Source organism: Stenotrophomonas sp. STEN147 (assembly GCF_056757995.1).
The window spans coordinates 45470-57725 of the sequence record NZ_JBRRCG010000022.1; the positions used below are offsets into that span (position 1 = coordinate 45470).

Here is a 12256-nt window from a genome sequence, read left to right on the forward strand (position 1 = left end):
TTGGGTTCATCGGTCGTGTCGTTCCAAAGACTGCAATCGAGCGCGCATGGCCGTTGCGGCGGCCTGCAGGCTCATGGTTTCCAGGATGTCGCTGCGCGCCTGCGCGCCGATCTGCTGCGCCAGGCCCGGTTCGCGCGCGAGCCGGCGCATCCACGCTGCCGCGGCCGGCACGTCGGCCTCGGCCCAGGTGCCGCCATCGGCGAAGGGATACTCCCCCGGGCGGATCGGCACCGTGCGGAACGGCACCAGGCAGCTGTTGCCCTCGTTCATGAAATCGAGATTGCCCGACCAGGCGGTGGCGATCACCGGCTTGCCACGGGCCATGCTCTCGGCCAGTCCGAGCCCCAGCCCTTCCGCGCGGTGCAGCGAGACATAGGCATCGGCAGTTTCCTGCAATGCGTGCAGCTGCGCATCGTCGAGCACCTGGTCGCGTACCAGGACGCGCGGATCGCCGGCAGCCTGCTGCATCAGCTCGCGCAGCCGCTGCGGATGGCGGAAGCCGTTGCTGCACTTCATCACCAGCTGCACGTTGTCCGGTGCGCCATCGAAGGCCGCGCGGAACGCCGCCAGCACCGCCCACGGATTCTTGCGGTGGATCGACGAATTGAAGTCGAAGCTGCACAGGAACACGAACGCGTCGTCGTCCAGGCCGAAGCTGGACCGGGACAGGTCCGCGCCGGGCTGCGGCACGATCGGATGCGGAATGCGCACCACCGGCTTGCCGGTCGCGCGCCGGAAGGCATCCTCGACGAAGCGGGTGGAGACCCAGACTTCGTCGACCTGCTCCAGCATTCGCTGCCATGCGGCCGGCACGGTATCCAGTTCCCAGAACCAGAACGCGATGGTGTAGGTATCGCGTGGCAGGCGGGGCGCCAGTTCACCGAACAGGTCCGGATTCACGAACACCAGGTTGAAGGGATAGGGCGCGCCCCGTCCGAGCTGGCCGGACAGGCTGTGGTCATTGCACGCATGCGGGATGCGGAGGGCGGCATCGTTCACCGCAACCGGATATCCCTCACCCAGCAGGGCACGGGCATACATGCGTGCCGTCTGCCCCAGACCGAACTGGCCGTGGATGTAGCCGTACAGATTGACGCCCGGCCCCAGGGTGGGGTCGGTCGGCGGGAAGACCAGCGTTTCACCGCGCGCGTCGCCAGCGGCCGGTGCGGGCAGCCTGGGGAAACGTGCCTGCTCCAGTCCGCGGGCAAGCCACCAACGGCGCAGCCCGCCCAAGCGGGCGCGCAGGGCGTGGACGATGCGACGTGGCGCCCGCCTCCCTCCCCTGCTTTCGTCGTTGCTGGCCATGGTGCGGCTCAACCCAGCGCCCGTTCCAGGTCCAGCTGCAGGTCGCCCAGGTCTTCCACCCCGACGCTCAGGCGCACCAGCGCATCGCTGATGCCCAGCTGCTCGCGGCGCGCGACCGGGATCGACGCATGGGTCATCACGGCAGGATGGTTGACCAGGCTCTCCACGCCGCCGAGCGATTCGGCCAGGGTGAACAGCTCGGTCTTCTCGCAGAAGCGCTTGGCCGCCTCGAAGCCGCCCTTGAGGACGATCGAGACGATGCCGCCGTAGCCGCCCATCTGGCGGGTCGCCAGGTCGTGCTGCGGGTGCGAGGCCAGGCCGGGGTAGATCACCTTGTCCACCGCCGGGTGCTTTTCCAGCCATTGGGCCAGGGCCAGCGCATTGGCGCAGTGCGCCTTCATGCGCAGCGGCAGGGTCTTCAGGCCACGCAGGGCCAGGAAGCTGTCGAACGGCCCCTGCACGCCCCCCACCGAGTTCTGCAGGAACGCCATCTGCTCGGCCAGTTCGGCGTTGTCGCCGACCACGACCATGCCGCCGACCATGTCCGAATGCCCGTTGAGGTACTTGGTGGCCGAGTGCAGGACCAGGTCCGCACCCAGTTCCAGCGGACGCTGCAGCATCGGTGAGGCGAATGTGTTGTCCACCACCACGATCAGGCCATGGCGCTTGGCGATGGCGGCGACCGCGGCGATGTCCACGATCTTCAGCATCGGGTTGGTCGGGGTTTCGATCCACACCATGCGCGTGGCCGGCGTGATCGCAGCCTCGAACGCGGCCAGGTCGGTCAGATCGACGAAGCTGAAGTCCAGCCCGGCGGTACGGCGGCGCACGCGCTCGAACAGGCGGAAGCTGCCGCCATAGATGTCATCCATCGCCACCACGTGGCTGCCGGCGTCCAGCAGTTCGATCACGGTCGAGCTGGCGGCCATGCCGGAAGCAAAGGCGAAACCGCGGGTTCCCCCCTCCAGCGAGGCGACGCAACGCTCATAGGCAAAGCGGGTCGGATTGTGCGTACGCGAGTATTCGAAGCCCTGGTGCTCGCCCGGGCTGGACTGCGCATAGGTCGAGGTGGCGTAGATCGGCGGCATCACCGCACCGGTGCTCGGATCGGGCGACTGGCCGCCGTGGATGGCCAAGGTGGCCAGGGCGAGCGCGCGATCCTGGGAAGAAGCGTTGGACATGTTGATTCCTGATGGGCACCGGTGGACGGTGCCGTCGAAGGAGCGGAAGTCTATCAGCGCGGCCTTAACAACCTTTGACGCGAATAAACGTGAATTCAGCTGCGATCGTCTGCGATCTTCGCGTTACTGAACGCGACGCCGCAGGTAGTTGAGCAGATCGATCCGGGTGATCAGGCCGAGGAAGGCATTGCCGTCCATCACGATCGCCACCTGGCCACGATCGAACACGGGCAGCAGGGCTTCGATCGGCGACTTCACGTCCAGCCGGTCCAGCTTGCTGACCATGGCCGTGGCCACCGGATCCCGGAAGCGCGCCTCGTCGCCGTAGACATGCAGCAGTACGTCGCTTTCATCGACGATGCCGACCAGCTGGTCGCCCTCCATCACCGGCAACTGCGAGACGTCGTACAGCTTCATCCGCTGGTAGGCGGTGGTCAACAGATCATTCGGGCCGATCACGACGGTGTCGCGCTGGCCGTACGGGCGCAGGATCAGGTCGCGCAGGTCGCCGTGCTGCGGGCGCTCGAGGAAGCCGTTGTCCAGCATCCAGTAGTCGTTGTACATCTTCGACAGGTACTTGTTGCCGGTGTCGCACACCAGCACCAGCACCTTCTTCGGCGTGGTCTGCTCGCGGCAGTACTTCAGCGCGGCGGCGAGCAGGGTACCCGTGGAGGAGCCACCGAGGATGCCTTCCTTGCCCAGCAGTTCGCGTGCGGTATGGAAGCTCTCGGCGTCGCTGATGGCATAGGCCTTGGTGACACGGCTGAAATCGGAGATCGAGGGCAGGAAATCCTCGCCGATGCCTTCCACCAGCCAGCTGCCCGACTTGTCATTGAGCACGCCATCGTTGATGTACTCGGCCAGGATCGACCCGACCGGGTCGGCCAGCACCAGCTCGGTCTTTGGCGACAGCGTGGCGAAGGCGCGCGACAGGCCGGTCATGGTGCCCGAGCTGCCGCAGCCGAACACGATGGCGTCCAGATCGCCGCCCATCTGCTCCAGGATCTCCGGGCCGGTGCCGAATTCGTGGGCGGCCGGATTGTCGGGGTTGCCGAACTGGTTGATGAAGTAGGCGCCCGGCGTCTGCTCGGCGATGGTCTTTGCCAGGTCCTGGTAGTACTCCGGGTGGCCCTTGGCCACGTCCGAGCGGGTCAGACGCACTTCAGCGCCCATCGCCTTCAGATTGAAGATCTTTTCCCGGCTCATCTTGTCGGGAACGACCAGGATCAACTTGTAGCCCTTCTGCTGGGCGACCAGGGCCAGGCCCAGTCCGGTGTTGCCCGCGGTGCCCTCGACCAGCGTCGCGCCCGGCTTCAGGTCCCCGCGCTTCTCCGCTGCCTCGATCATCGACAGGCCGATGCGATCCTTGATCGATCCACCCGGGTTGGCGTTCTCGAGCTTCAGATAGAGCTCGCAGACACCGGTGTCCAGGCGCTGGGCCTTGACGATCGGGGTCTGGCCAATGAGTTCGAGGACGGAAGAATGGATGGGCATTCGCAGGACTTTCGGTTCGCGCCACACAGGGCCGGACAGAGGATTATCCGACGGATGGCGCTGAAAGTCAGGTCAGTCCGGGCATGGGCGCGACGCTGCCGCAAAAGGGATGCGGACGGCCCCGGATCGACGAGGAGACCGGTACCGTCCGCATCGGTGAGACAGGGACGTGCGGGCCAAGGCACCACCGCCTGTGGTGCCTTGGCGCGGCCGCCGTCATCGGCGGTACCGCGACGCCAGGGCGCGAGCGCCTGGCCGGGCCTTCTGTGGCCGGGTCACGCCGCTCCGGGCGCGACGAGGTGCGTCACAGCGTGGCGGACGTCGTTGGGAGCGGTGTTTCGTACATTCGCAGAAGTCGTTGCTTGGCCAGCAGCTTCTCACGCTTCATGCGACCCAGGGTGACATCATCGATCGGGAGTACACCCAACTCCGCGTCCATGCACTTCTTGTTCAACTTGCGGTGCTGGTCATGGAGTGCCCTGAACTCCGGATCACGCGCGCGACGTGCGTCGATCTCGCTCTGGGGCTGATCTTCAAACATGATGGACCTCCTTCGACAGATACGCGAACGCCCCGGCCGCAAGGCACGGGGCGTTGTTCATGGAGGAGCGCCGTTCGATGGCTGCATGGGTGCGCACAACGACCTGCGGCACTGGCCTGCGCACGTCGGTCTGCTGCGGTTCGCGCCCTGCTTGCATCGGCCCGGCCCTCCCATCGTCCGGTCCGCGGCATTGCGTCCCGGACGATTGACCCTACGCCTGCTCCGGGCGGGGTACAAGACCCCTGCGACAAAAAGACCGAACCCCGCCGGGGCGAGGTTCAGGCTGAATGCTCAACGCAACGAAAAACAAACAATATCAATCAATTACGGGGCGATGATGACCTCGGCCGAGCGCGCCCGGGTCGACGCCGCCTTCTTGCCGCTGATCTGGATGCGGTTGCTGGCGACACCGCCCGCCACCAGTGCATCACGCAGGGCCTCGGCGCGCTTCTGCCCGACGCCGTTGGCGCTGTCGTAGGCCTCGATGCGCAGCCGGCCCTTCTTCCCGATGTTCAGGTACTCGGCCAACGCCTTGGCCTGGTTGCGCGCCCCGGCGGACAGACTGGAGCCGCCCGCTCCGAAAGCATCACCGGCGAAGGTGAAGACCTCGCCGCGTCCGTCGAACTTCGAGCCCGGCAGCTTCTGCCCGGACACCAGCTCGGCCTCCTCGCGGGCCAGTTTCGCCGCATTCTGCTGGGCCGCGCTCAATCGCTGCTGCTGCTTGCCGGCCACGCTGGTCAGGGCGTTCTCGGCGTCCTGCCGTGCCAGCGTCTCGGCCTCGGCAGCCTGACGCAGGCGTTCAGCTTCCTCGGCCTGCATCTGCGCCTGCATGCGCAGCTGTTCGGCCTCCTGGCGGGCGCGGGCGGCATCGCGGCGGCTCGCCTCGATCAGCAGGTCACTGCGGGTCCGCTCGAGCCGATCGACCTCACGGGCGGCCAGGGCCGCGCGTACGGCGGTCTCGGCGATCTCGACCCGGCGCTGGGCCAGGTAGGTCGCCAACTCCTGGTCGCGGCGCTTGGCCTTGTCCAGAGTGGCAATGGCCTGCTGGGCCTGCATGCGCTCGAAGGCGCCCAGTTCGGCGGTGTCCGGATTGGCCTGGATGGCCATCAGGCGCTGGCTCAGCTGGGCCACCACGGGGTTGTCGGCCGCCAGGGCAAGGGTCGGCAGAGCCAGCAGTACGGCCAGGGTTGCGGCGTTCACGTGTTTCACCGGCGGTCCTCCCCGGTCGAGAGCTGGCGCTGCAGCTGGTTGACCTCGTTGCGGCGCAGCTGCAGCTGCGCGGTGGCAGTGGCCTCCTCGCTGCGGGCGCGGGCCAGGTCGGCATCGGCCGCCGCGCGCAGGGCCATGGCCGGGGCGTTCTTGCGTTCGCGGCGATCGCCAGCGGCGCGCTGCGCCTGCTCCAGGCCCTGCCGGGCCAGATCGATCAGGTCCGGGGCGTACTGGTCGGCATCGGCCTGGGTGGCCTTATCCACCGCCTGCCGGGCCTGGGCCAGTTCCAGCGCACCGTCCTGCGCCCAGGCGGGGGCAGACAGTGCGAATGCAAACGCCATCACATACAGGCCGTGGCGCATTCGTGCGAAGCTAGGTCGTTTCATTGGGGAGGCCGTACCGGTTGTCGGTTCACGGCCATTGTCGTCAAGCCAGCGCCGTGCTTGCAACGGGCGCCGGCAGTTTCGTTGGGGAAAATTCGCGATGGATATCGGCTACTTCCTGAAGCTGATGACCGAAAAGAACGCCTCGGACATGTTCCTGACCACCGGAGCACCGGTCTACATCAAGATCGAGGGGAAGCTTTATCCGCTGGGCAACACCGGCCTGCCGCCCGGCATGGTCAAGAAGATAGCCTATTCGCTGATGGACGAAGGCCAGGTGCCGCAGTTCGAGCGCGAGCTGGAGCTCAACATGGCCATCGCCCTGGCCGATGCCGGCCGTTTCCGGGTGAACGTGTTCAAGCAGCGGGGCGAGGTCGGCATGGTCATCCGCGCCATCCGCAGCCGGATCCCGAGCATCGAGGAGCTGAACCTGCCGCAGGTGCTGAAGGACGTCATCATGACCCCGCGCGGGCTGGTGCTGGTGGTGGGGTCCACCGGTTCCGGCAAATCGACCTCGCTGGCGTCGATGATCGACCATCGCAACAGCACCACGACCGGACACATCCTCACCATCGAGGATCCGATCGAGTACCTGCACAAGCACAAGATGTCCATCGTCAACCAGCGTGAAGTGGGGCTGGACACCCATGCCTTCCACAATGCGCTGAAGAACGCGATGCGCGAGGCACCGGACGTCATCCTGATCGGCGAGATCCTGGATGCCGAGACGATGGAAGCGGCCATCGCCTTCGCCGAGACCGGCCATCTGTGCCTGGCCACGCTGCATTCCAACAATGCCGACCAGACCATCGAGCGGATCCTCAACTTCTTCCCGGAAAGCGCGCACAAGAACGTGCTGATGAACCTGGCGCTGAACCTGCGTGCGGTGATCAGCCAGCGCCTGGTGAAGAACAAGGACGGCCGCCGTCTTCCAGCCACCGAGGTGCTGATCAACACCCCGATGATCCGCGACCTGCTGCGACGCGGCCAGGTGCACGAGATCAAGGCCGCGATGGAAGCCTCGCTGGAAGAAGGCATGGAGAGCTTCGACCAATGCCTGTTCCGGCTCGCCAAGTCCGGCGTGATCGAGCAGGAGGAAGCCTTGCGCGCTGCCGATTCGCGCGACGGCCTGGCGCTGAAGTTCCGCCTCTCCGAAGGCAGCAGCGGCGAGCACGACCCGTACGCCGACTATTCGGCAGGCCAGCCGAGCATCACCCACGGCTTCTGATCCACCCCGCCGGGCCATGCCCGGTGGCGGTGCCAGTGCATCGGTAGCGCCGGGCCGTGCCCGGTGGCGGCGCTCGCCCGTCGGTAGCGCCGGGCCATGCCCGGCGGCAGATCCTGAAGAGTTCAGGGGCTGTCTCACCCAATGAGACAGCCCCTGCGTAGCGTGCCGCCATGGACACCCTCCGCAAGCTGGCCATTCTTGCCGACGCCGCCAAATACGACGCCTCCTGTGCTTCCAGCGGGTCCGGCAAGCGCGACTCCCGGACCAGCGGTGGCATCGGCAGCACCGAGGGCATGGGCATCTGCCACAGCTACACGCCGGACGGCCGCTGCGTGTCCCTGTTGAAGATCCTGCTCACCAACTTCTGCGTCTACGACTGTGCGTACTGCATCAACCGCGTCTCCAGCAACGTGCCACGCGCGCGTTTCAGTGTGGATGAGGTGGTCGCGCTGACCCTGGACTTCTACAAGCGCAACTACATCGAGGGCCTGTTCCTTTCCAGCGGAATCATCCGCAATGCGGATTACACGATGGAGCGCCTGGTGGAAGTCGCCCGCCGGCTGCGCGAGGAACATCGCTTCGCCGGCTACATCCACCTCAAGACCATTCCCGAAGCATCGCCGGAACTGCTGGCAGCGGCCGGCCGGCACGCCGACCGTCTTTCGATCAATGTCGAACTGCCCACCGAGGCCGGACTGACGAAACTGGCTCCGGAGAAGACCGTCGGCTCGATCCGCGGCGCCATGGGCGAGCTGCGCTGGCGCATCGAGGAAGCCAAGGAGGCCGGCAAGGCATCGCGCGCGATCACCGCGGGCGCGCCGCGCCGGACGCGAGCGAAAGCCCCGCGCTTCGCACCGGCGGGGCAGAGCACGCAGATGATCGTCGGTGCCGATGGCGCCAGCGACAAGCAGATCCTCTGCAGTGCCGACAATCTGTACGGCAGTTACCGGATGCGCCGCGTCTACTACTCGGCGTTCAGCCCCATTCCCGACGCCAGTCTGCAGTTGCCGGTACAGCCGCCGCCACTGCAGCGCGAGCATCGGCTGTACCAGGCGGACTGGCTGCTGCGCTTCTATGGCTACGGCGTGGAAGAGATCACCGACACCGCGCAGGGGGGCATGCTGGATCTGGACATCGATCCGAAGATGGCCTGGGCGATCCGCCATCCCGAGCGCTTCCCGGTCGACCTCAATCGTGCGCCGAAGGAACTGCTGCTGCGGGTTCCCGGGCTCGGCGTACGCAATGTGAAACGCGTGTTGATGGCGCGCCGCCATGGCCGGCTGCGGGTGGCGGACATTGCGAGGCTGAAGGCACCGATGGGCAAGCTGCTGCCGTTCGTGCTGCTGGCTGACCACCAGCCACGCAAGGCGCTGGAGGATCCTGTGGCATTGCGTGCGCGTTTGGCGCCGCCGCCCCGCCAGGGATCGCTGTTCGATGCACCGCCGGCGGCCTGACGCCCAGCGCTGGTCGCTGCGGGTCGATCCCCCGTGGTCGCTCGATGCCTGGCGGGGTGCAGCGCGCGAAGCGCTGCTGCGCGGGCTGTCGCCCGAGCAGCTGGACTGGCTGGAAAGCGGCGCCGGATCGTTGCTGGATGCTCCTGCAGCGACCCAGGCCCCGCTGCTGGAAACGCCCCCCGTGCCGCATGTGCCGAGTGCGTTCCTTGAGCTGGCCTCCACCTGCCTGTGCCATGCCGATGCGCAGCCGATGCCACTGCTGTACCGGCTGCTGTGGCGGATCGTGCACGGCGAGCGCGCGCTGCTCTCCAATCCCACCGACGCCGATGTGCTGCGCGCGATGACGATGGCGCAGGCGGTCCGCCGCGACACGCACAAGATGAAGGCGTTCGTGCGATTCCGTGAGATCCCCGGCGAGCAGGATGCCTTCATCGCATGGTTCGAGCCGCAGCATCGGATCGTCGACCGGGTCGCGGGGTTCTTCGCACGCCGCTTCGCTGGCATGCGCTGGGCCATCCTCACCCCCTACCGGAGCGTGCACTGGGATGGCCAGGCGCTGTCATTCGGCGCTGGGGGGCACCGCGAGCAGGCACCAGCGGAGGACGCACGCGAGACGCTCTGGCAGACCTACTACGCAAGCATCTTCAATCCCGCACGCCTCAACACGCGGATGATGCAGCAGGAGATGCCTGCCCGGTACTGGCGGCACCTGCCCGAGGCGCAGCTGCTGCCCGGGCTGATCCGCGATGCTGGCGACCGCGTGCAGGCCATGCACGATCGCCCGGCGCAGCCACCCCAGCGGCGGATCCCGTCGCGGCAGGCGACATCCCCGCTCCCCTCACCCTCCAGTGATCTGGCTACCCTGCAGCGCCAGGCAGTGGGCTGCCGGCAGTGCCCCCTGTGGGAGTCCACCACCCAGGTGGTGTTCGGTGAAGGGCCTGGCGATGCACGGGTGATGCTGGTCGGCGAACAGCCGGGTGACACCGAGGACCTGTGCGGACGCCCCTTCGCGGGACCTGCCGGCGCCCTGCTGGACCGTGCCCTGACCGAGCTGGGTATCGCCCGCTCCACGCTGTACCTGACCAACGCAGTGAAGCATTTCCACCACGAGAGGCGCGGCAAGGTGCGCCTGCACAAACGTCCGCAGGGCCGCCATGTGCAGGCCTGCCGTCCGTGGCTGCTGGGCGAGATCGAGCGGGTGCGGCCGGAGATCATCGTGTGCCTGGGCGCAACGGCGGCGTCGGCGGTGTTCGGCCGCCATTTCAGCCTGACGCGTGATCGTGCCCGTTGGCACACCCTGCCGGATGGCACCCGGGGCTCTGCCACGGTGCATCCCGCATGGGTGTTGCGGCAGGCCGACGAGGTCCGTCGAGAAGACGCCTACCGGCTGTTCCGCGATGACCTGCGGCAGTTGCTCATCGGGGATGCGGGATCCACCGGGCGTCGCCCGGCGCTGCCACCGACCACCGGGGCGTAGCGCCGGGCCATGCCCGGCGATCGCAGCGGCAATCAGGCCGCGTCGACCTGGTTTTCCGGGCGCGCACGCTCGAATGCATCCAGCGCCTGACAGGCGGCTTCGATGCGGCGCAGAGTCGGATACGGCGACAGATCCAGACCAAAGCGATGTGCGTTGTACACCTGCGGCAGCAGACAGATGTCGGCCAGGCCGGGCCGGTCGCCATGGCAGAAAGTGCCGGTGTCGCTGCTCCCGGCCAGCAGGGTTTCCAGGGCCGCAAAGCCTTCGGCGATCCACTGCAGCGTCCACTGGGTGCGGACATCGGCGGACAGGTGCAGGCTGCGTTCCAGATACTGCATCACCCGCAGGTTGTTCAGCGGATGGATGTCGCAGGCCACCAGCTGCGCCAGCGCACGGACGCGGGCGCGGCCGGCGGCATCGGCCGGCAGCAGCGGCGTCTGCGGAAAACGTTCGTCCAGATACTCCAGGATCGCCAGCGACTGGGTCAGCACCTGCCCCTCGTGCAGCAGGGTCGGCACCCGCTCCTGCGGATTGAGTGCGCGATAGGCTTCGCCGTGCTGTTCACCACCGTCGCGCAGCAGATGAACCGGGCGCGCCTCCCAGCCCAGGCCCTTCAGCTCCAGGCCGATGCGCACGCGGTAGGCGGCGCTGGATCGCCAGTAGGTGTACAGCACGATGCCGTCGTCGACCGGAATCTCCATCGCCGCGTCCCTCCTCAGGGCCTGGCCGCCTGCTCGATACGCTGCTCGATCGCACCGAAGATGCTGTTGCCGGCAGCGTCGAACATTTCAATCCGCACCACGTCGCCGAACGACATGAACGGTGTGCTCGGCTTGCCGTCGCGCAGGGTTTCCACGGTGCGCTGCTCGGCAAAGCACGACGCGCCCTTGCTGGTGTCCTCGTTGGCGATGGTGCCGGAGCCGACGATGGTGGCCGCGCCCAGCGGACGGGTCTTGGCTGCATGGGCCACCAGCTGGGCGAAGTTGAACTGCATGTCCACGCCGGCTTCCGGCGCACCGAACCACGCACCATTGATGTGGGTGACCAGCGGCAGGTGCACCTTGCTGTCCTGCCAGGCGTCACCCAGCTCGTCAGGGGTGACGAACACCGGCGACAGTGCCGAGCGCGGCTTGGACTGCAGGAAGCCAAAGCCCTTGGCCAGCTCACCCGGAATCAGGTTGCGCAGCGAAACGTCGTTGACCAGACCCACCAGCTGGATGTGGCCGGCGGCCTGCTCCGGGGTGACCGCCATCGGCACGTCGTCGGTGATGACCACCAGTTCGGCCTCCAGATCGATGCCGTACTCCTCGCTGACCACCTTCACCGCGTCGCGCGGGCCGTAGAAACCGGCACTGGTGGCCTGGTACATCAGCGGGTCGGTGTAGAAGCTTTCCGGAACCTCGGCCCCGCGGGCGCGGCGGACGCGCTCGACGTGCGGCAGGTAGGCGCTGCCATCGACGAATTCATAGGCGCGCGGCAGGGGCGCCGCCAGCGTCTGCGGGTCCAGGTCGAACACGCCATCGGCGTCACCGGCATTCAGTGATTCGTAGAGCGCGTTCAGGCGCGGTGCGACACGGCTCCAGTCCTCCAGGGCCTGCTGCAGGGTGGCGGCGATGCCGGTGGCGCGGACGCCGTGGCGCAGATCACGCGAGACGACGATCAGGGTGCCGTCGCGGCCGCCTTCCTTCAAAGAACCAAGCTTCATGGGTGGGTGTCCGGAGTCGTGGGCAAACAAGTTTCAAGTGTAATCAAATATGCGGCGGCGCCAAGCTGCAGCGCCGCATCGCTCCACCCTACCGTAGCGGGGGTCAGGCAGGGCTGCGCCCTGCACCTGCTTCAAGCCAGGGCAACAGCCCAAGCAAGAGCAACGGCTGGCATTCCGTGGGATGGCGGGGCACTGTGGGTTTGCGGGGACGCCGTAAACCCATCCATGGGGGCTTGGTCGCGGCATCCATGCCGCTCACACCCCGCAAACCCACAGTGC

The 12256-nt window shown here is 67.1% G+C and carries 11 protein-coding genes; 3 read left to right on the forward strand and 8 right to left on the reverse strand.

Annotated features, from left to right (window positions below):
* Positions 1-6: 6 nt before the first annotated feature.
* The 6 genes from ACVOKU_RS16990 to ACVOKU_RS17015 form a co-directional block, all read right to left on the reverse strand.
* The gene (locus tag ACVOKU_RS16990) at positions 7-1305 is read right to left on the reverse strand and encodes a glycosyltransferase family 4 protein (protein WP_481560459.1); all 1299 of its coding nucleotides are present in this window, start codon (positions 1303-1305) and stop codon (positions 7-9) included.
* 8 nt (positions 1306-1313) lie between these two features.
* A complete protein-coding gene (locus ACVOKU_RS16995; RefSeq protein ID WP_065175355.1) occupies positions 1314-2486 on the reverse strand; it encodes a cystathionine gamma-synthase in 1173 nt (390 codons plus the stop codon).
* Positions 2487-2609: 123 nt separating this feature from the next.
* The gene (locus ACVOKU_RS17000; protein ID WP_053516986.1) at positions 2610-3980 is read right to left on the reverse strand and encodes a pyridoxal-phosphate dependent enzyme; all 1371 of its coding nucleotides are present in this window, start codon (positions 3978-3980) and stop codon (positions 2610-2612) included.
* A 304-nt stretch (positions 3981-4284) separates the two neighbouring features.
* Positions 4285-4521, reverse strand: coding sequence for an HP1242/YdcH family protein (locus ACVOKU_RS17005; RefSeq protein ID WP_053516987.1), 237 nt, complete (start codon positions 4519-4521; stop codon positions 4285-4287).
* Between the two features lie 324 nt (positions 4522-4845).
* A complete protein-coding gene (locus ACVOKU_RS17010) occupies positions 4846-5730 on the reverse strand; it encodes an OmpA family protein (protein WP_481560460.1) in 885 nt (294 codons plus the stop codon).
* Positions 5727-6092, reverse strand: a complete 366-nt coding sequence (locus ACVOKU_RS17015; protein WP_053516990.1) for a DUF4398 domain-containing protein — start codon at positions 6090-6092, stop codon at positions 5727-5729. Before ACVOKU_RS17015 ends, ACVOKU_RS17010 begins: the two co-directional genes overlap by 4 nt.
* 121 nt (positions 6093-6213) lie before the next feature.
* Between ACVOKU_RS17015 and ACVOKU_RS17020 the strand changes: the two genes are divergently transcribed.
* From ACVOKU_RS17020 to ACVOKU_RS17030, 3 genes are all read left to right on the forward strand, one after another.
* Positions 6214-7341, forward strand: coding sequence for a PilT/PilU family type 4a pilus ATPase (locus ACVOKU_RS17020; protein ID WP_053516991.1), 1128 nt, complete (start codon positions 6214-6216; stop codon positions 7339-7341).
* 170 nt (positions 7342-7511) lie between these two features.
* The gene (locus ACVOKU_RS17025) at positions 7512-8795 is read left to right on the forward strand and encodes a putative DNA modification/repair radical SAM protein (RefSeq protein ID WP_481560461.1); all 1284 of its coding nucleotides are present in this window, start codon (positions 7512-7514) and stop codon (positions 8793-8795) included.
* On the forward strand, positions 8776-10272 hold the full coding sequence (locus tag ACVOKU_RS17030) for a UdgX family uracil-DNA binding protein (protein ID WP_481560462.1): 1497 nt from the start codon (positions 8776-8778) through the stop codon (positions 10270-10272). Before ACVOKU_RS17025 ends, ACVOKU_RS17030 begins: the two co-directional genes overlap by 20 nt.
* 32 nt (positions 10273-10304) lie before the next feature.
* On the opposite strand, the gene maiA is transcribed toward ACVOKU_RS17030, so the two are convergent.
* Together maiA and ACVOKU_RS17040 are read right to left on the reverse strand one after the other, a co-directional pair.
* A complete protein-coding gene (gene maiA / locus ACVOKU_RS17035; protein WP_481560463.1) occupies positions 10305-10973 on the reverse strand; it encodes a maleylacetoacetate isomerase in 669 nt (222 codons plus the stop codon).
* Positions 10974-10987: 14 nt separating this feature from the next.
* Positions 10988-11977, reverse strand: coding sequence for a fumarylacetoacetate hydrolase family protein (locus ACVOKU_RS17040; protein ID WP_481560464.1), 990 nt, complete (start codon positions 11975-11977; stop codon positions 10988-10990).
* Positions 11978-12256 lie beyond the last annotated feature (279 nt).

Bases quoted from the DNA above. Each gene is read 5' to 3' on its own strand.
- ACVOKU_RS16990 (WP_481560459.1), bottom strand. From the start codon at position 1,305: ATGGCCAGCAACGACGAAAGCAGGGGAGGGAGGCGGGCGCCACGTCGC.
- ACVOKU_RS16995 (WP_065175355.1), bottom strand. From the start codon at position 2,486: ATGTCCAACGCTTCTTCCCAGGATCGCGCGCTCGCCCTGGCCACCTTG.
- ACVOKU_RS17000 (WP_053516986.1), bottom strand. From the start codon at position 3,980: ATGCCCATCCATTCTTCCGTCCTCGAACTCATTGGCCAGACCCCGATC.
- ACVOKU_RS17005 (WP_053516987.1), bottom strand. From the start codon at position 4,521: ATGTTTGAAGATCAGCCCCAGAGCGAGATCGACGCACGTCGCGCGCGT.
- ACVOKU_RS17015 (WP_053516990.1), bottom strand. From the start codon at position 6,092: ATGCGCCACGGCCTGTATGTGATGGCGTTTGCATTCGCACTGTCTGCC.
- ACVOKU_RS17020 (WP_053516991.1), top strand. From the start codon at position 6,214: ATGGATATCGGCTACTTCCTGAAGCTGATGACCGAAAAGAACGCCTCG.
- ACVOKU_RS17025 (WP_481560461.1), top strand. From the start codon at position 7,512: ATGGACACCCTCCGCAAGCTGGCCATTCTTGCCGACGCCGCCAAATAC.
- ACVOKU_RS17030 (WP_481560462.1), top strand. From the start codon at position 8,776: ATGCACCGCCGGCGGCCTGACGCCCAGCGCTGGTCGCTGCGGGTCGAT.
- maiA (WP_481560463.1), bottom strand. From the start codon at position 10,973: ATGGAGATTCCGGTCGACGACGGCATCGTGCTGTACACCTACTGGCGA.
- ACVOKU_RS17040 (WP_481560464.1), bottom strand. From the start codon at position 11,977: ATGAAGCTTGGTTCTTTGAAGGAAGGCGGCCGCGACGGCACCCTGATC.